At 59.6% G+C, this 18,050-nt stretch carries 18 protein-coding genes; 10 read left to right on the plus strand and 8 right to left on the minus strand.

The window, feature by feature from the left end; all coding sequences use genetic code 11:
• Window positions 1-45: 45 nt before the first annotated feature.
• From osmF to AC236I_RS07840, 4 genes are read left to right on the plus strand one after another with little or no spacing between them, the layout of a single operon-like run.
• On the plus strand, window positions 46-963 hold the full coding sequence (gene osmF / locus AC236I_RS07825) for a glycine betaine ABC transporter substrate-binding protein OsmF (RefSeq protein ID WP_004864724.1): 918 nt from the start codon (window positions 46-48) through the stop codon (window positions 961-963).
• Between the two features lie 7 nt (window positions 964-970).
• A complete protein-coding gene (locus AC236I_RS07830; protein ID WP_065907410.1) occupies window positions 971-2,128 on the plus strand; it encodes an ABC transporter permease in 1,158 nt (385 codons plus the stop codon).
• Window positions 2,121-3,068 (plus strand): ABC transporter ATP-binding protein, encoded by a 948-nt coding sequence (locus tag AC236I_RS07835; RefSeq protein WP_015583852.1) that lies wholly within the window; start codon window positions 2,121-2,123, stop codon window positions 3,066-3,068. The genes AC236I_RS07830 and AC236I_RS07835 overlap by 8 nt, the downstream gene beginning before the upstream one ends.
• The gene (locus tag AC236I_RS07840) at window positions 3,052-3,789 is read left to right on the plus strand and encodes an ABC transporter permease (protein WP_128320501.1); all 738 of its coding nucleotides are present in this window, start codon (window positions 3,052-3,054) and stop codon (window positions 3,787-3,789) included. The genes AC236I_RS07835 and AC236I_RS07840 overlap by 17 nt, the downstream gene beginning before the upstream one ends.
• On the opposite strand, the gene AC236I_RS07845 is transcribed toward AC236I_RS07840, so the two are convergent.
• Entirely contained in the window at window positions 3,764-3,877 is a 114-nt protein-coding gene (locus AC236I_RS07845) for a protein YohO (RefSeq protein WP_004103838.1), read from the minus strand. The genes AC236I_RS07840 and AC236I_RS07845 overlap by 26 nt on opposite strands.
• 59 nt (window positions 3,878-3,936) lie before the next feature.
• Complete coding sequence (locus AC236I_RS07850) at window positions 3,937-4,668, minus strand: MerR family transcriptional regulator (RefSeq protein ID WP_004864715.1); 732 nt, start codon at window positions 4,666-4,668, stop codon at window positions 3,937-3,939.
• Between the two features lie 209 nt (window positions 4,669-4,877).
• On the opposite strand from AC236I_RS07850, the gene AC236I_RS07855 reads away from it, so the two are divergent.
• From AC236I_RS07855 to AC236I_RS07865, 3 genes are read left to right on the plus strand one after another with little or no spacing between them, the layout of a single operon-like run.
• Window positions 4,878-6,566, plus strand: coding sequence for a sensor histidine kinase (locus AC236I_RS07855; protein ID WP_004864713.1), 1,689 nt, complete (start codon window positions 4,878-4,880; stop codon window positions 6,564-6,566).
• Window positions 6,560-7,279 carry a two-component system response regulator BtsR gene (gene btsR, locus AC236I_RS07860; protein ID WP_004864711.1) on the plus strand — a complete coding sequence of 240 codons (720 nt, stop codon included), beginning with the start codon at window positions 6,560-6,562 and terminating at the stop codon, window positions 7,277-7,279. The genes AC236I_RS07855 and btsR overlap by 7 nt, the downstream gene beginning before the upstream one ends.
• Before the next feature lie 53 nt (window positions 7,280-7,332).
• Window positions 7,333-7,800, plus strand: a complete 468-nt coding sequence (locus AC236I_RS07865) for a YehS family protein (protein WP_004864709.1) — start codon at window positions 7,333-7,335, stop codon at window positions 7,798-7,800.
• Between the two features lie 76 nt (window positions 7,801-7,876).
• On the opposite strand, the gene AC236I_RS07870 is transcribed toward AC236I_RS07865, so the two are convergent.
• A complete protein-coding gene (locus AC236I_RS07870; protein ID WP_015583854.1) occupies window positions 7,877-8,338 on the minus strand; it encodes a YehR family lipoprotein in 462 nt (153 codons plus the stop codon).
• A gap of 192 nt (window positions 8,339-8,530) precedes the next feature.
• Window positions 8,531-10,564 carry a methionine--tRNA ligase gene (gene metG, locus AC236I_RS07875; RefSeq protein ID WP_015583855.1) on the minus strand — a complete coding sequence of 678 codons (2,034 nt, stop codon included), beginning with the start codon at window positions 10,562-10,564 and terminating at the stop codon, window positions 8,531-8,533.
• A gap of 153 nt (window positions 10,565-10,717) precedes the next feature.
• On the opposite strand from metG, the gene apbC reads away from it, so the two are divergent.
• Window positions 10,718-11,827 carry an iron-sulfur cluster carrier protein ApbC gene (apbC, locus tag AC236I_RS07880; RefSeq protein WP_128320502.1) on the plus strand — a complete coding sequence of 370 codons (1,110 nt, stop codon included), beginning with the start codon at window positions 10,718-10,720 and terminating at the stop codon, window positions 11,825-11,827.
• A gap of 101 nt (window positions 11,828-11,928) precedes the next feature.
• Here apbC and AC236I_RS07885 read toward each other — a convergent pair whose 3' ends face one another.
• Window positions 11,929-12,246, minus strand: a complete 318-nt coding sequence (locus AC236I_RS07885) for an RcnB family protein (protein WP_004864698.1) — start codon at window positions 12,244-12,246, stop codon at window positions 11,929-11,931.
• 187 nt (window positions 12,247-12,433) lie between these two features.
• Between AC236I_RS07885 and AC236I_RS07890 the strand changes: the two genes are divergently transcribed.
• Complete coding sequence (locus tag AC236I_RS07890) at window positions 12,434-13,360, plus strand: LysR family transcriptional regulator (protein WP_004864695.1); 927 nt, start codon at window positions 12,434-12,436, stop codon at window positions 13,358-13,360.
• Here AC236I_RS07890 and AC236I_RS07895 read toward each other — a convergent pair.
• Window positions 13,357-14,700, minus strand: coding sequence for an NCS2 family permease (locus AC236I_RS07895; protein WP_015583857.1), 1,344 nt, complete (start codon window positions 14,698-14,700; stop codon window positions 13,357-13,359). The genes AC236I_RS07890 and AC236I_RS07895 overlap by 4 nt on opposite strands.
• Window positions 14,701-14,702: 2 nt before the next feature.
• A complete protein-coding gene (locus AC236I_RS07900; protein ID WP_004864692.1) occupies window positions 14,703-16,514 on the minus strand; it encodes an adenine deaminase in 1,812 nt (603 codons plus the stop codon).
• A 124-nt stretch (window positions 16,515-16,638) separates the two neighbouring features.
• On the opposite strand from AC236I_RS07900, the gene AC236I_RS07905 reads away from it, so the two are divergent.
• Window positions 16,639-17,580, plus strand: coding sequence for a LysR family transcriptional regulator (locus AC236I_RS07905; RefSeq protein WP_487608734.1), 942 nt, complete (start codon window positions 16,639-16,641; stop codon window positions 17,578-17,580).
• On the opposite strand, the gene AC236I_RS07910 is transcribed toward AC236I_RS07905, so the two are convergent.
• A complete protein-coding gene (locus tag AC236I_RS07910; protein ID WP_004864689.1) occupies window positions 17,564-17,986 on the minus strand; it encodes a universal stress protein in 423 nt (140 codons plus the stop codon). The two genes, AC236I_RS07905 and AC236I_RS07910, sit on opposite strands and share 17 nt — an antisense overlap.
• Window positions 17,987-18,050: the final 64 nt, after the last annotated feature.

Genomic DNA, 18,050 nt, shown 5'->3' on the forward strand with positions numbered 1-18,050 from the left:
CTTAAGCTCCTGTTAATGGAGCGCAAATTAAAGAGGGACGCGGGGATGATAAAGGCACGTATCTGGTCAGGCGCGCTGGCGCTGGTCGCGCTGGTCAGCCTGCCGCTTCAGGCGGCGGAGCCGGTCAAAGTTGGCTCAAAAATCGACACCGAAGGGGCGCTGCTGGGCAATATTATTTTGCAGGTTCTGGAAAGTCATGGCGTGAAAACCGTGAATAAGATCCAGCTGGGAACCACCCCGGTGGTACGCGGGGCGATTACGGCGGGGGAATTAGACATTTATCCGGAATACACCGGCAACGGCGCCTTCTTCTTTAAAGACGAAAACGACCCGGCGTGGAAGAACGCGCAGCAGGGTTATGAGAAGGTCAAAACCCTCGACGCGCAGAAGAATAAGCTTATCTGGCTGACGCCTGCGCCGGCCAATAACACCTGGACCATTGCCGTGCGTCAGGATCTGGCGGAAAAAAATCATCTGACCTCGCTGGCCGATCTCAGCGCCTGGCTGCAAAAAGGGGGCGACTTTAAGCTCGCCGCCTCCGCCGAATTTATCGAACGTCCGGATGCGCTCCCGGCCTTTGAAAAAGCCTATGGCTTCAAGCTCAAGCAAAGTCAGCTGCTGTCGTTGGCGGGGGGCGATACGGCGGTGACCATCAAAGCGGCGGCCCAGCAGACTTCCGGGGTGAATGCGGCAATGGCCTACGGAACCGACGGGCCGGTGGCGGCGCTGGGGCTGCAAACGCTCAGCGATCCGCAGGGCGTACAGCCGATTTATGCCCCGACGCCCGTGGTGCGCGAAGCGGTGCTGAAAGCCTATCCGCAGATCGCGCAATGGCTCCAGCCGGTCTTTGCCAGCCTTGACGAGAAAACGCTGCAACAGCTCAATGCCAGTATTGCCGTGGAAGGGCTGGACGCGAAAAAAGTTGCCGCAGATTATCTGCAGCAAAAAGGGCTGCTGAAGTAGATTATTGGTGGCTATTCGCTGTTATAACCGCGTATCGCTGCTGCTGGCCTGTCTGCTGCTGCTGGTGGTGGCTCTGCCGTTCGTCAACTATGCGCCTAACCGTCTGCTCTCCGGGGAGGGACGCTGGCTTTGGCAACTCGCGCCGTGGCTGACGGCGGTGCAGGTCTGCGGCGCGCTGCTGCTGATTCTGCTCTGCTGGCTACCGGGACGCAGGCCGCTGCTGCTGAGCTTGCTGATGCTGGATGCGCTGCTGGCGCTGCTGTTCTGGGGGGCGGGGCAGACGGCGGTACAGCTGGCGCACAGCGGCTCCTCGCTGGCCCGCACCTCGCCGGGAAGCGGCCTGTGGCTGGCGCTGGCGCTGTGCTTACTGCTGGCCAGCGAGACAATCCGGCGTCTGACCACGCGGGCGCACTGGCGCTGGCTGCTCAATGTGCAAATCTGGTTGATTCCCTGCGTGCTGCTCGGCAGCGGAGCGCTGAATCAGCTCTCGCTACTGAAAGAGTATGCCAACCGTCAGGAGGTGTTTGATGACGCGCTGCGTCAACATTTGACCCTGCTGTTTGGCACGCTGTTGCCGGGGCTGCTGATCGGGCTGCCGGTAGGCATCGGCCTCTGGCGCCTGCCGCGGTGGCAGGCCCCGGTGTTTACCTTTCTCAATGTTATTCAAACGATTCCCTCCGTGGCGCTGTTTGGTCTGCTGATCGCGCCGCTGGCCGGTCTCGCCCGCCATTTCCCCGGTCTGGCGGAGCGCGGCATTTCCGGCACCGGGATGACGCCAGCGCTGATTGCGCTGGTGCTGTATGCCTTGCTGCCGCTGGTTCGCGGGGTGGTGACCGGTTTACAGCAGGTACCGCGCGATGTGCTTGAGAGCGCCGCGGCGATGGGGATGAGCGGCGCGCAGCGCTTCTGGCACGTGCAGCTGCCGCTGGCGCTGCCGGTTTTGCTGCGCAGTCTGCGGGTGGTGAGCGTGCAAACCGTCGGAATGGCGGTGGTCGCCGCCCTGATCGGCGCCGGTGGGTTTGGTGCGCTGGTCTTCCAGGGGCTGTTGAGCAGCGCCCTGGATCTGGTACTGCTGGGAGTGATGCCGACGATTGCGCTGGCGGTGGTGGTCGACGCGCTGTTTGCGCTGTGGGGGGCATTATTGAAAGGAGAGGCGGGTGATTGAATTTAACGGGGTCAACAAATCCTTCGCCGGGCTGCCGGCGGTGAAAAACCTGAACCTGCACCTGCGCGAAGGCGCATTCTCGGTCCTGATCGGAACCTCTGGCTCGGGGAAATCAACCACCCTGAAAATGATTAACCGGCTGATCGAACATGACAGCGGCACCATCCGTTTTGCCGGGCAGGATATTCGCCAGCAGCCGGTGCTGGCGCTACGTCGACGCATGGGCTATGCCATTCAGTCTATCGGCCTGTTTCCGCACTGGACGGTGGCGCAGAACATCGCCACCGTCCCGCAGCTGCAAAAATGGCCGCAGCGCAAAATCGCGGCGCGCATTGACGAATTAATGGCGCTGCTGGGGCTGGAGCCGACGCTGCGGGAGCGCTATCCGCATCAGCTCTCCGGCGGTCAGCAGCAGCGCGTTGGCGTGGCGCGGGCGCTGGCGGCCAATCCTGAAGTCCTGCTGATGGACGAACCGTTTGGCGCGCTGGATCCGGTCACCCGGGAAGCGCTCCAGCAGGAGATGATCCGCATCCATCGGCTGCTCGGGCGGACGATTGTGCTGGTGACCCATGATATTGATGAAGCCCTGCGGCTGGCGGATCACCTGGTGCTGATGGACGGTGGCGAAGTGATCCAGCAAGGGGCGCCGCTGCAGATGCTGCTCGAGCCTGAAAATACCTTCGTCGAGACTTTTTTTGGCCGCAGCGAACTGGGCGTCCGGCTGTTGTCGCTGCGCGGGGTGGGCGACTATCTGCGGCGTAATGAACGGCTTGCCGGCGATACGCTCAACGTCGCGATGACGCTGCGCGAAGCGCTGTCGCAGTTTATTGCCCATCGCTGCGACGTCCTGCCGGTAGTGGATGAACAGGGGGAGGCGTGCGGAACGCTGCATTTTGCCGATCTGCTCGGCGAGGAGGTGCGGCATGCGCGTACTTCGTGATCCGCTGCTGTGGCTGCTGGCGCTGTTTATCGCCATTTTGCTGCTGCTGCCTTATAGCACGCCGCTATTCAGCGCGCTGTTCCCCGATCTGCCGCGCCCGGTGTATCAGCAGGAGAGTTTTGTCGCCCTGACTTTCGCCCACTGCTGGCTGGTGGTGCTTTCCAGCCTGGCGGCGACGGTGGTGGGCGTCGGGGCCGGGGTGGCGGTGACGCGTCCCGCAGGCCGCGAGTTTCGTCCATTGGTGGAGACCATCGCCGCGATGGGACAAACGTTTCCGCCGGTGGCGGTGCTGGCGATTGCCGTTCCGGTACTGGGGTTTGGCTGGCAGCCTGCGCTGATTGCGCTGGCGCTGTATGGCATATTACCGGTCCTGCAGGGGACCCTGGCCGGGCTGAGCGCCGTGCCGTCGGGGGTCGTGAGTATCGCCAACGGGATGGGCATGACGGGCTGGCAGAGACTTATTCGCGTGGAGCTGCCGCTGGCTGCGCCGGTGATGCTGGCCGGTATCCGGACATCGACCATCGTCAATATCGGAACGGCGACCATTGCGTCAACGGTCGGGGCGAATACGCTCGGCACGCCGATCGTTATCGGCCTGAGCGGATTCAATACGGCTTATGTCATTCAGGGGGCGCTGCTGGTCGCGCTGGCGGCGATTATCGTCGACCGCGGCTTTGAACGGTTGAACCGGCGAATCAGCCGACACCACCGCGCACAATAAACGAGTAACCGGCCAGCATGACGCCGCCGATGCCGCTGATGGCCATGAATAAGAAGAGGGTGATAACCGCAATTTTCGCTGGCTTCATAATAGGCTCCTGATGTTAACGGAGGGATTATACGGTGAAGCACAGGTGTTAATGAAACATTAATTGCTATTTAGCCAGATAACGTGCCCCTGCTGCTGCCAGGCCTGGAGCTGATCCTGCTGCGCCAGGGTCGGTGTTTCGCCGCACCATACCAGGAGCGTGCTGTCAGGAAACAGATCGGGACGGATCTGGGTCAGAGAGTGGGGGAGGACATCGACCCGCCAGCCTTGTTCGCAGGCGATCCAGCCCTCCAGCCACAGCCGCGTGGTGTCGTTGACATTCCAGCCGAGCACCAGCGCATGGCTGCCCGGACGTTTCCAGGCGCTGGCGAGGCTGTGCGCGACATGGTTGATGAGAATCCCGTCGAGGATGCTGCGCAGCGCGGTAAGCGTCGGCTGCGGGCTGAGCAGGCGGTGGCGTAAGGGGATAAACAGATGGTTGACCAGGGTCAGCGCCGTATAGCTATGGCTACGCTCTTTGATCCACAGCCGTAAACGGTGGTAGCTGCCGTCGTGGAGATACCCCAGCAGAATCTCCTGCTGCTCCCGCCAGCCGTCTTCCTCTCCACTCGTGTTGTCGTTAAGCAAGGTTTTGACCTTACTCACCTGAACGCCGGAATCAATCCAGCGCTTAATCTCGCGGATTCGGTCAATTTCCTGCTCGTTAAACAGGCGGTGCCCTCCGTCGGTGCGCTGCGGTTTCAGCAATCCGTAGCGTCGTTGCCAGGCGCGAAGCGTTACGGGGTTAATGTCACAGAGCTGAGCCACTTCACCAATCGTATAAAGCGCCATATATCCTCTCCCGCAAAGTCTCCCCTATAACTGTAGAAGCTGTTTACGGAAGAGGAAATATTCGCTCATTTTTTGTTCGTTTAAGTAACGAGAGGCGGGCAAGAAGTGTGATCCTGACCATGATTTGTGATTTTCTTGTAGTGCTTCAAAGAAAGTGATGACCCGGCAGTGTATGTTACGCGCTTTCGAGTGAAGCGTGGTCTGTGGGTATGTACGAGTTTGATCTGGTGTTGCTGCTGCTTCAGCAGATGTGCGTGTTTTTGGTCATTGCGTGGCTGATGAGCAAGACACGGCTGTTCATCCCGCTGATGCAGGTTACCGTTCGTCTACCGCATAAGCTGCTGTGCTACGTGACCTTCTCCATTTTCTGCATTATGGGGACCTATTTCGGTCTGCATATTGAAGACTCGATCGCCAATACCCGCGCCATCGGCGCCGTGATGGGCGGCCTGCTCGGTGGCCCGGTGGTCGGCGGCCTGGTGGGGCTGACCGGCGGGCTGCACCGCTACTCGCTCGGCGGTATGACGGCGTTAAGCTGCATGGTTTCCACCATAGTCGAGGGGCTGCTGGGCGGCCTGGTTCACAGCGTGCTGGTCAAGCGCGGGCGGCCGGATAAGGTCTTCAGCCCGCTCACCGCCGGGGCGATCACCTTCTTTGCCGAGCTGGTGCAGATGATGATCATTTTGCTGATCGCCCGGCCATTTCAGGACGCGCTGCATCTGGTGCAAAGCATCGCCGCGCCGATGATGGTGACCAACACCGTAGGCGCCGCGCTGTTTATGCGTATCCTGCTGGATAAGCGGGCGATGTTTGAGAAGTACACCTCGGCTTTTTCCGCCACCGCCCTCAAGGTGGCGGCCTCGACCGAGGGGATCCTGCGCCAGGGATTCAACGAAGAGAACAGCATGAAGGTGGCGCAGGTGCTTATTCAGGAGCTCGATATCGGCGCGGTGGCCATTACCGATCGCGACAAGCTGCTGGCGTTTACCGGTATCGGCGACGACCACCACCTGCCGGGCAAACCTATCTCTTCATCCTATACGCAAAAAGCGATTGATAGCGGCGAAGTGGTGTATGCCGACGGCAATGAAGTCCCCTACCGCTGTTCCATTCATCCCAACTGCAAGCTGGGGTCGACGCTGGTTATCCCGCTGCGCGGTGAAAATCAGCGGGTGATCGGCACCATCAAGCTGTATGAAGCGAAAAACCGCCTGTTCAGCTCCATCAACCGCACGCTCGGAGAGGGGATCGCCCAGCTGCTGTCGGCACAAATCCTCGCCGGGCAGTATGAGCGGCAGAAGGCGCTGCTGACGCAATCGGAGATCAAGCTGCTCCACGCGCAGGTGAATCCCCATTTTCTGTTTAATGCGTTGAATACCCTGAAGGCGGTGATTCGCCGCGACAGCGATCAGGCCGGGCAGCTGGTGCAGTACCTGTCGACCTTTTTCCGCAAGAATCTGAAGCGGCCGTCGGAGTTTGTGACGCTGGCGGATGAGATTGAACACGTGAATGCCTATCTGCAAATTGAGAAAGCGCGTTTCCAGGCCAATTTACAGATTCAGATGCTGGTGCCCGACGCGCTGGCTCACCATCAGCTGCCGGCGTTTACGCTGCAGCCGATTGTTGAAAACGCCATTAAACACGGCACGTCGCAGCATCTCGGGGTAGGGGAAATTACCATTCGCGCCAGCCAGCACGAGCGCTGGCTGCAGTTAGATATTGAGGATAACGCCGGCCTGTACCAGGACAATCCCAACGCCAGCGGGCTGGGAATGAGCCTGGTAGATCGCCGTTTACGGGCGCGCTTCGGCGCCGACTGCGGCATTACCGTCACCTGTGAAGCGGAACGTTTCACCCGCGTCACGCTGCGACTGCCTCTGGAGGAGAACGCGTGTTAAAAGTGTTGATAGTTGATGATGAACCGCTGGCACGAGAAAATCTGCGTGTTTTACTGGAGTCCGCCAGCGATATTGAGATCGTCGGGGAGTGCGCGAACGCGGTTGAAGCGATTGGCGCGGTGCACAAGCTGCGCCCGGACGTGCTGTTTCTCGATATTCAGATGCCGCGGATCAGCGGCCTGGAAATGGTCGGGATGCTCGACCCTGAACACCGGCCTTACATCGTGTTTCTGACCGCTTTTGACGAGTATGCGGTGAAGGCGTTCGAAGAGCATGCGTTTGATTATCTGCTGAAACCCATCGAAGCACCGCGGCTGGAGAAGACGCTGGCGCGTCTGCGCCAGGAGCGTAGCCTGCAGGATATCTCGCTGCTCGACGATACCCAGCAGGCGCTGAAATATATTCCCTGTACCGGCCACAGCCGAATCTGGCTGCTGCAGATGGAGGATGTCGCCTTTGTCAGCAGCCGGATGAGCGGAATTTATGTCACCGATCGTGAGGGGAAGGAGGGGTTTACGGAGCTGACCTTACGCACCCTTGAGAGCCGGACGCCGCTGCTGCGCTGTCATCGGCAGTATCTGGTGAATATGGCCCATCTGAAAGAGATTCGCCTTGAGGAAAACGGCCAGGCGGAGCTGCTGATGCGGGCCGGGCAAACGGTGCCGGTGAGCCGTCGCTACTTAAAAAGTCTGAAAGAGGCGATTGGTCTGTAAAACGACGGAATCATGGTAGACTTAGCGCCAGCATTTTTCATCATGAAGGCATTATGATCAGTAACGATATCTTACGTAGCCTGCGCTACACCCTGAAAACCAATAATAACGACCTGGTGCGCATTTTTGCGCTGGGCGATTCCGTCGTCAGCGCAGAGCAGCTGGTACCGTGGCTGAAAAAGGAGGACGAAGAGGGCTTCCAGCGCTGCCCGGACATTATGTTGTCGATCTTCCTCAACGGCCTGATCTATGACAAACGCGGGAAAGATGAGGCGGCCCCGCCGCTGGCGGTTGAGCGTCGGGTGAATAACAATATCGTGCTGAAAAAGCTGCGCATCGCCTTTTCGCTGAAGAGCGATGACATCCTCGCCATTCTGACTCAGCAAAAGTTTCGCGTTTCGATGCCGGAAATCACCGCCATGATGCGCGCGCCGGATCATAAAAATTTCCGCGAATGCGGTGACCAGTTCCTGCGCTATTTCCTGCGCGGTCTGACCGAGCGCATCCACGGCAAAGCGTAATCTTCCTCTCCTGTTTTGCCCGGTCGGCGCTGTGCCGGCCGGGCAAGTCCTCTGTGCCGCCCCGGATCTGCGAGACCTATTTCACCTCTGTAAAACCCTGTTCGGCGAGGAGCTTCTCGGATACCGACATCGACACCTCCTGCAGCGCGCAGTTGGTCACCATTGAGCCGGGCAGCTTACACAGTTCGCTCATGTTAGCCCGGGTAAAATCCACGCTGAGATGTTCCAGCGCCTCGCTATCTTTGTAATCGATGCTCTGTTCCACGCCTTTAACGTCGAGATAAACGCTTCTCATCGGTTCAATTAACGCCCGCGCCTGCTCCTGATTCGCCGCGCCGATGGTCTGATAGGGAATGGTGTTATTAGCTTCCTGACGCAGGACTTTGTCACCGACATAATGGTAGGTAAACACCAGCCCGACGCCGTTTTCCATCCGGGTAAAGGTTTTGCTCTTTTCGTCGGGGTTATCGCAGCCTGCGAGGCCGACAATCACAAGCGAAGCCGCCAGAGCGGTAACCATCCTGCGGTAAATGTTCATCACGGTCCCTTGGTTGATAGTGAATCACGTACCGGTTTTTCAATCGGCAGACAGGTTGATTATTGTCAGGATTGCCGTAGCGCGCAACGCACAGAAAAGGCAGCAGGGGGCTGAATGGTCCGACGGTGGCGGCGCGGAAGAGAGGGCGGAAGGGACAAAAAAAGCGCTGCCGGAGCAGCGCTTGATGCGGGATTATTTTACCTGCTGACCCGGCTGGGCGCCGCTGTCAGGGCTTAACAGGAAGATATCCTTCCCGCCAGGGCCCGCAGCCATCACCATCCCTTCCGAGATGCCGAAACGCATTTTACGCGGCGCCAGGTTGGCCACCATCACCGTCAGGCGACCAATCAACACCTGCGGATCCGGGTAGGCGCTACGAATGCCGGAGAAGACGTTACGTTTCTCGCCGCCCAGATCGAGGCTCAGGCGCAGCAGCTTGTCAGAACCATCAACAAATTCGGCGTTTTCAATCAGCGCGATGCGCATATCCACTTTGGCGAAATCGTCAAAGGTGATGGTGTCCTGAATCGGATCGTCCGCCAGCGGACCGGTAACCGGTGCGGCGGTGGCTTTCACCTCTTCTTTCGACGCGTCGACCAGGGCTTCAACCTGCTTCATCTCGATGCGGTTGTACAGCGCCTTGAAGGTGTTGACCTTATGCGACAGCAGCGGCTGCTGGATAGCATCCCAGTTCAGTTCGCTGTTGAGGAAGGCTTCGGCGCGGGCGGTCAGCTGCGGCAGGACCGGCTTGAGCCAGGTCATCAGCACGCGGAACATATTCAGGCCCATGGTGCAGATAGCCTGCAGATCGGCGTCGCGGCCTTCCTGTCTGGCGACGACCCACGGTGCCTGCTCGTCAACGTAGCGGTTAGCCACGTCGGCCAGCGCCATGATTTCACGGATGGCTTTACCGAACTCGCGGCTGTCCCACGCTTCGCCAATGCTTGCTGCCGCATCGGTGAAGGTTTTGTACAGCGCCGGATCGGCCAGCTCAGCGGACAGCATGCCGTCGAAACGCTTATTGATAAAACCGGCGTTGCGCGAGGCGAGGTTTACCACTTTGTTGACGATGTCGGCGTTCACGCGCTGTACGAAATCTTCCAGGTTCAGGTCGATATCATCGATGCGCGAAGAGAGCTTGGCGGTGTAGTAATAACGCAGGCTGTCGGCGTCAAAATGGTTCAGCCAGGTGCTGGCCTTGATAAAGGTGCCGCGTGATTTGGACATCTTGGCGCCGTTGACGGTGACGTAACCGTGAACGAACAGGTTGGTCGGCTTGCGGAAACCGCTGCCTTCCAGCATCGCCGGCCAGAACAGGCTGTGGAAGTAGACGATATCTTTGCCGATAAAGTGATACAGCTCGGCGTCGGAGTCTTTCTTCCAGTAGGCGTCAAAGCTTTCGCTATCGCCGCGTTTGTCACACAGGTTCTTGAAGGAGCCCATGTAGCCGATCGGCGCATCCAGCCAGACGTAGAAATATTTGCCCGGCGCGTTGGGGATTTCGAAGCCAAAGTACGGCGCGTCGCGGGAAATGTCCCACTGCTGCAGACCGGACTCGAACCACTCCTGCATTTTGTTCGCCACCTGCTCCTGCAGCGCGCCGCTGCGGGTCCACGCCTGCAGCATTTCGCTAAAGGACGGCAGGTCGAAGAAGAAGTGCTCGGATTCACGCATCACCGGGGTCGCCCCGGAAACCACCGATTTCGGGTCGATCAGCTCGGTCGGGCTGTAGGTCGCGCCGCACACTTCGCAGTTATCGCCATACTGATCCGGTGATTTACACTTCGGACAGGTGCCTTTCACGAAACGGTCCGGCAGGAACATCCCTTTTTCCGGATCGTAAAGCTGAGAGATGGTGCGGTTTTTGATAAAACCGTTCTCTTTCAGGCGGCCGTAGATCAGCTCAGACAGCTCGCGGTTCTCGTCGCTGTGCGTCGAGTGGTAGTTGTCGTAGCTAATATCAAAGCCCGCAAAATCGGTCTGATGCTCCTGACTCATTTCGCCAATCATCTGCTCCGGAGAGACGCCAAGCTGCTGAGCTTTCAGCATGATAGGCGTGCCGTGGGCGTCGTCAGCACAGATGAAATTGACCTCGTTGCCGCGCATTCGCTGGTAACGGACCCAGACATCAGCCTGGATGTGCTCCAGCATGTGGCCGAGGTGGATTGAGCCGTTAGCGTACGGCAGCGCGCACGTTACCAGAATTTTCTTCGCGACTTGAGTCATAGTGAGCATTACATCTTCTGTTGTAAAAAGGGCTTTTGATATTACCAAAAGGGCACTGGGTGCGCCATAAATGGCTGACCATATATGGATAATCCTCAGCTGTGATAAACTCAATGATTACTGAAAGCCTCTCATAACAACAAAGGAGTCGGGATGAATTCGCAATCCCAGGCCAAATCCCCCGAACGTCTACGTGCGATGGTCGCCGGAACGTTGGCTAATTTCCAGCACCCCACTTTGAAGCATAATCTCACCGCGCTGAAGGCACTGCACCACGTCGCCTGGCTCGACGATACCGTGCATATCGAGATCCAGATGCCGTTTGTCTGGCACAGTGCTTTTGAAGATTTAAAAGAGCAATGTAGCGCCGACCTGCTGCGCATTACCGGCGCGCAGGCGATTGACTGGAAGCTGTCGCATAGCATTGCCACGCTGAAGCGAGTAAAAAATCAGCCGGGCGTCAACGGGGTCAAAAATATTATTGCCGTCAGCTCCGGCAAAGGCGGGGTGGGTAAATCCTCCACGGCGGTGAACCTGGCGCTGGCGCTGGCCGCGGAAGGGGCGAAAGTCGGGATCCTCGATGCCGATATTTATGGTCCGTCGATTCCCACCATGCTCGGTGCGGAAGATCAGCGTCCCACCTCGCCAGATGGCACCCATATGGCGCCGATCATGAAATTTGGCCTCGCCACCAACTCCATCGGCTACCTGGTGACCGACGATAACGCCATGGTATGGCGCGGTCCGATGGCCAGCAAGGCGCTGCTGCAGATGCTGCAGGAGACGCTGTGGCCGGATCTGGATTATCTGGTGCTGGATATGCCGCCAGGCACCGGCGACATTCAGCTGACTCTTGCGCAGAATATCCCGGTCACCGGCGCGGTAGTGGTGACGACGCCGCAGGATATCGCGCTGATCGATGCGAAAAAAGGCATCGTGATGTTTGAGAAGGTGGACGTTCCGGTCCTCGGCATCGTCGAAAACATGAGTATCCATATCTGCAGCAACTGTGGTCACCATGAACCGATTTTCGGCACCGGCGGCGCCGAAAAGCTGGCGGAGCAATACCACACTCAGCTGCTGGCCCAGCTGCCGCTGCACATCAATTTGCGTGAAGATCTGGATAACGGTAAGCCGACCGTGGTTGCCCGTCCGGAGAGCGAGTTCACCGAAATTTACCGTCAGCTGGCGGGACGCGTGGCGGCCCGGCTCTACTGGCAGGGGGAAGTGATTCCCGGTGAGATTGCCTTCCGCGCGGTGTAGCGTCGGCGGATAGCACAACGCCCTGGACTTTTCTGATCCGCAGCGGACAGCAAAAGGACAGGGCGTTTTTGTTGGTCCGTCTGGCGACGGACCGTCAGCCATTAGTGCTGATAGAAGATTTCGCCGTCGTAAATTTTGACAATTTTACCTTCGGTATCGGTGATCAGCACGTAGCTGCCGCCCATATAGGTGTAGTGAGTACCGGCGTCCGGCGCGGGCAGGTTACGCTGCTGCCACTGTTTAATGGTGTATTCTGGCGTCAGATAAAGCGGCGGCACGGTGTCGCCTACGCGAAACTGCGTGAAGTCTGCGGTGAAACCATCAAGTTCATATTTTTGTACGCCGCTGGTGGATGCTGCCCAGACGGTACTGGTGCTGGCCAACAGTACGCCCAGAAGCATCATTTTTGTTTTACGCATAATTTCCTCATTATTATCCTGGATTACCCTGGACACAAAATCGCAGCCTCGTATCATTCCTGAAGCATGGCCGGGAAGGCAAGCGTTGGTTGCGTTAAAAATGTAAGAAAACGATGGGCCGGTTGCCGGATTTGGCGTCGAGCGGCGGTTTTGAGAACAATCCTGGTAGCAGGATTCGGGAGTCAATATGTTCAGACTGGAAGATCTGACGCTATTTGTTCGTGCGGCGGCGCTGGGGAGTTTTAGCGATGCGGCGCGGGAGGTCGGGCAGCAGCCGGCGCAGGTGAGTGCGGCGATTAAGCGCCTGGAGACCACGCTCAATATTCGTCTTTTTGCGCGCTCTACCCGCAGCTTACGTCTGACGCCCGAAGGGGAAACCTGGCTGCCCTATGCCACCCAGATGCTGGATACGCTGCATGCCGGGCTGCAAAAAATTCAGGTGCCGGACGACGAGGTCCGCGGGACGTTGCAAATTGCGGTACCCTCCGATCTGGGGCGTAATCTGCTGCTGAACGTCTTCCGCGCCTTTCGCCAGCGGCACCCGGCGCTGAAGCTGCGCATTCTCTTTTCCGACCATCGGACCGATGTGTTTAAAGATCCGGTCGATGTCGCCTTTCGCTACGGTGACAACGACGATGCTTCGTTTATTTCTCTCCCCGTCGCGCCGGAAAACCGGCGGGTGCTGGTGGCTTCTCCGCAGTGGATTGCCCGGCACGGCGAGCCGCAGACGCCGGAGGCGCTGGCGCAACACCCTGCGCTCCTGTACGTACTGCGCGGCAGGCAGTTCGATCGCTGGACCTTAAGTCTCAACGGCGTGGTTGAACATATGCAGGTTTCCGGCGACATCATCAGCGACGACGCCGAGGTGATTCGCCGCCTGGCCATTGCAGGGGAGGGGTTTGCCTATAAGTCAGCGCTGGATGTCAGCGATGATATTCGCGCAGGACGCCTGCAGATTCTGCTGCCGCACTATCAGGGCGACAGAGTCCCGCTCAATATGATTTGCCCGCACCGCAAGCAGCTTTCTGCGGCGGTGCGGTTACTCTATGAAGAGGTCAAAGCGCACTGTGAAACGGTGCAGGCCGACGCGCTACGCGGGCCTGTGGACGTTTAGTGCCTCACCAGGGTGGCGAAATAGTAGACCAGCGGAACGGCAAGGATCCATAAACCCAGCGGGATTTCTCGCCACTTTCCGGCGACCGTTTTAATCATGATGTAGAACAGCAGCCCGCCGGCGATACCGGTACCGAAGCTGTTGGCGATCAGGGTGATCATCACCATCATTAATACCGGCAGTCCGTCGGTGAAGCTGGAGAGATCGACTTTGCGCAGGCCGCTAAACATGTTGAGACCAATCAGGATCAGCGCCGGAGCGGTGGCCTCTTTGGGGATCATCAGGGCGATCGGCGTAAACAGCAGCATCAGCAGGAACATAACCGCCGCGGCCAGCGCGGTGAGCCCGGTTTTACCGCCCGCTTCGGCGGCGGCGGAAGACTCAATCAGCGCGGTCGCCGCCGGGATCCCCAGCCACGGGCCGAGGGCTGCCGCAATCGAGTCGACCATAAACGGCCGGTTAATATGCGGCATATTGCCCTCTTCATCCAGCAGTCCCGCTTCGCCGCCCACCGCCAGCGTGGTCCCCATGGTGGAGAAAAACTCAGAGGCGAAAAAGACAAACAGGAACGGCAGGAAAGCGATATTCAGCGCGCCCAGCATATCGACGTGGCCGAAGACCGGCGCCAGCGAGTGCGGCATTGCGATAAAACTGTCCGGCAGACGGGTGACCCCCGCCGGAATCCCCACCAGGGTGGCAAACAGAATCGCCCATAAAATGGCGCCCGGGATGCGCCGCGCCTGCAGCGCAATCGCCAGAAACAGGCCGCACAGCGCCACCAGCGCGCCGGGAGATAAGAAATCACCCAGCATCAGGGCATTGGTTTTGGCATTCGCCAGCACCAGGCCGGCATTGCGAAAACCGAGCACCGCCACGAACAAACCGATTGAAGCCGTCAGTCCCAGCTTGATGGACTGGGGGACCGAACGGGTGACCACTTCACGCAGGCCGAATTTGGTTAACAGAAAGAACAGAATACCTGACCAGCAGGCGATGCCGAGGCCAATTTGCCAGCCGATCCCTTCGCTACCGGCCAGGGTGACGCCCACCAGCACCGAGCCGCCGATGCCTGGGCCGACGATAAACGGCAGGTTAGCGTAAAACGCCATCAGCAGCGTACCGGCGACGAAGACCAGAATCGTGCCCGTGGTGGCGGCGCCTTTGTCCATGCCGCCCACCGCCAGCAGGCCGGGGATGACCACCAGCAGATAGGCGGCCGCAAGAAAGCCAGTGATCCCCGAGAGGCACTCGGTACGCAGCGTGCTGCCGCGGGAGCGCAGGGCAAAACGGCGCTCCAGCCAGCTTCCTTGTGTTGAGGTATGCAGTGTGTTGTCGGCCATGCTCAGGCTCCCCGGAGATTATTGTTGTGAGGGTCGGTGGCCGGGGTTTCCCGGCAGTCTATCAGCGGTTCGACAATCTGGCGGGTGGTGCCGTCGGTCAAACCTAAATCGGTCAAATGTGGTCCGGCATTGCAGGCGAGGCAAGTGCCTTCGATGGCCTTAAATACCCGGTAGGGCGGCTCCCAGTCGGCGATTTCTGCGCTCAGGTCGCGTAATTCGCGGAACTGCCGCGCGAGTTCTGCCGCCGGCAGATCGGAGAGCATGCCGGCAATCGGCATCGCCACGTGGGCAAGAATATCCCCCTGACGGGAGAGCGCCATCCCGCCGCCGGAGGCAATCAGCCGGTTGGCGGCCAGCGCCATATCCTCAGCGTTACGTCCCAGCACCACCAGGTTGTGTGAATCGTGCGAGTAGCTGGTGGCGATAGCGCCGCGCAGCTCTCCCCAGCCTTCGAGCAGGGCGATTTGCGGCGTCGCCTGATGGCGGCCGTGGCGATGCTTCACCCAAATCAGGCTAAATCCAGCGGGCAGCTGAACTTCGCCGTGGCGTACCTGCACCTCGACTTCTCCCCACTGCGTAAAGCGCGCGCCGCGGATATGTCGCAGGCGGGCAACGCCGTGGACAATACCGGGGACCCGCAGCACAAAATCCTCGGTATTCAGCGGCGCCAGCTGCAGCGTATTGCGCGGCGGAGTGACGCCCTCTGCGGCTGGAATGGGCTGGAGCAGCGCGCCGTCGCGGGCGACCAGTTTCCCGGCGACGTACACTTTCCGGGCCTCAAGCCTTTCCAGTGAATCAAATACCACCAGGTCGGCGCGGCGGCCGGCGGCAATCAGCCCTGAATCGTGACGCTGCAGGCGAATGGCGGCGTTGAGGGTGGCGAAGCGCAGGACGTCGGTGGCGGCGAGACCGTGTTCAATCAGCAGGTTGAGCAGGGCGATAATGCCGCCTTTTTCCAGCAGCATATCCGGCGGGACATCGTCGGTGCACACCGTGATCTGCGAGGAGAGATGCGGCAGGGTTTTCAGGGCCTTGACGATATCCGGCAGCAGATAGGGGTGCGAGCCGCGAATTTCGAGGGTCAAACCGGCGCGCAGCTTTTCCAGCGCGTCTTCCGCGGAGGTTAGCTCATGATCGGAGGTGACGCCCGCCGCGAGGTAGGCCTGGAGATCGGCGCCGCTCAGGCCGCGGGCGTGGCCTTCAATCAGCTTGCCGCTGTCGAGACCGGCCTGAACAATCTCCTGCATCCGGGCGCTGCCGTTGAGCACACCGTGCATGTCCATCACTTCCGCCACGCCGCGCACTTCCGGCCATGCCAGCATGGTCGCCATCTCCGCTCCGGCAAAATCGGCGCCGGACATTTCCAGCCCCGGCGTCGAGGGTACGCTGGAGGGGGCGGCGACCATCACCTGCAGCGGCAGATGGCGGCTGGCGGCGACGGCATAGCGCACGCCTTCGACCCCGAGGACGTTGGCCAGCTCATGCGGGTCCCAGAAGACCGCGGTGGTTCCCTGGGCGAGGACAATTTCCGCGTAGCGTTCGGGAGGGAGGTGGGAACTCTCGAGATGGACATGGGTATCCATCAGCCCCGGTGACAGGTAGGCGCCGTCCAGCGCATGGCGTTGGTGGGCATCGGCGCGGCTGCCGCGCGGGTGCACGCTGGCGATCATCTCGCCGGTGATGCCGACATCGGCTTCGCGGACTTCACCGGTGACCATGTCGACTATCTGCGCCCCGGTCAACAACAGGTCAAAAGGTATTTCGCCCCGGGCGGCCATGACGGCGCGGCGGCGGTTTTCAGCATTGCTGGACATAACAACTCCGGCACAAGGATAATGGGGGTACTCTAGGGGCACAGCAAACGTTTGCCCAGATGAATAAATTTATCACCCGATAAGCTCGGGTTATTCTGCCCGATTACCCTTAGCGAAGAATAAGATGACCGAACCGTGGCAGCGCCTGCCTGCGCTTTCTCTTAAACAGCTACAGTACTTTGTTACCCTGGCGGAGCTGCGTCATTTTACCGATACCGCCAACCGTCTGGCTATCAGCCAACCGGCGCTGAGCAGCGCCCTGCGGCAAATCGAAACGGTGCTGGGCGGCAAGCTGGTGAACCGCACCGCCTCGTCGGTCACGCTGACCGAACTGGGCGCCGCCATTCTGCCGCACGCCCGGCGCGTGCTGAGCGTGGCCCAGCTGGCGTTTCATGACATGGAACAGATTGTCGCGGCCGGCGGCGATGGTACCGTGCGTATTGGTCTGGTGCCCTCGGTGAGCTCGCTGCTCTTTCCGCTTCTGCCCCAGGTGCTGGCGCAAACCTTTCCCCGGCTGCGGGTCGAGTTTCACGATCAGACCAATGATGCGCTGGTGCGTGAGCTGGAAAGCGGGCAGATTGATTTCGGTATCGGCGCCATCGACAGCTCGCTACCCGCCGCGCTACAGGTCTACCCGCTGCGTGAAGATCCGTTTGTGGCGGTGCTGCACGGTGACGATCCGCTGGCAGACCAGCCGCACCTGCCGTGGAAACTTCTCGCCGGACGCGATATTGCGGTGTTCTCGAAAGGGAACATTCAGCGACTGGTTGGCGCGCTGGCGGAAAGCCATCGTCTGACGCTGAACACGCGGTTTCAGGTCGACTATATTGAAACGCTGTATGGCCTGGTGCGCTCGCGTCTGGCGATTGCCATTCTGCCCGAGCTGTATACCACCCATCTGCAGGATCCGGTGCTGAAAATCGCGCAGCTCCAGCAGCCGGCGCTGGCGCGGACGGTGGCGATAATGCGTGGGCCGCAGCCGCTGCCGCCGCTGATTGAGCAGTGCTTTACGCTGCTGCTCAATTCGCTACGCGAGTCGTCGGCGCGGCTCAGGGCAGATGCCTGATCAGCACGTCTATCGTCAGATGATTAATATACTCCAGCGAATGAGATGCCATGACTCCCAGCAGGCGGTTGTGATGCCCGGCGATAATCAGGTCAATCCCCCGCTGGTTTACGCAGGCTTCAACATCTTCAAAACGGCGGGTGGTGACCAGCGACAGGGTTTGCACCGGCAGCGAGACGCTGGTCGCCAGCTCATTGAGCAGCACTTTCGCCTGGATCACCTCCTGAGACACATCGTCGTTCAGCAGGCTGTCGGAGACGTAATTCAGCGCCCGATAATCGGTGCTGATATGGGCGAGCGTGATGCGCATAGCGTTCTCTTCCGCCATTCTGGCCGCATGCTGGAGCAGCGGAACGCCGTCCTGGCTGCTGTTAATCAGCACCAGGGCATGGTGATAAACGGACATAGCCGTACCTCGACGAGTGGAGGGACCGGGAACGTCGCTCCCTGATGTTCATTTTGTGCCCGCC

It is taken from the genome of Klebsiella sp. Sb-30, from assembly GCF_057652795.1.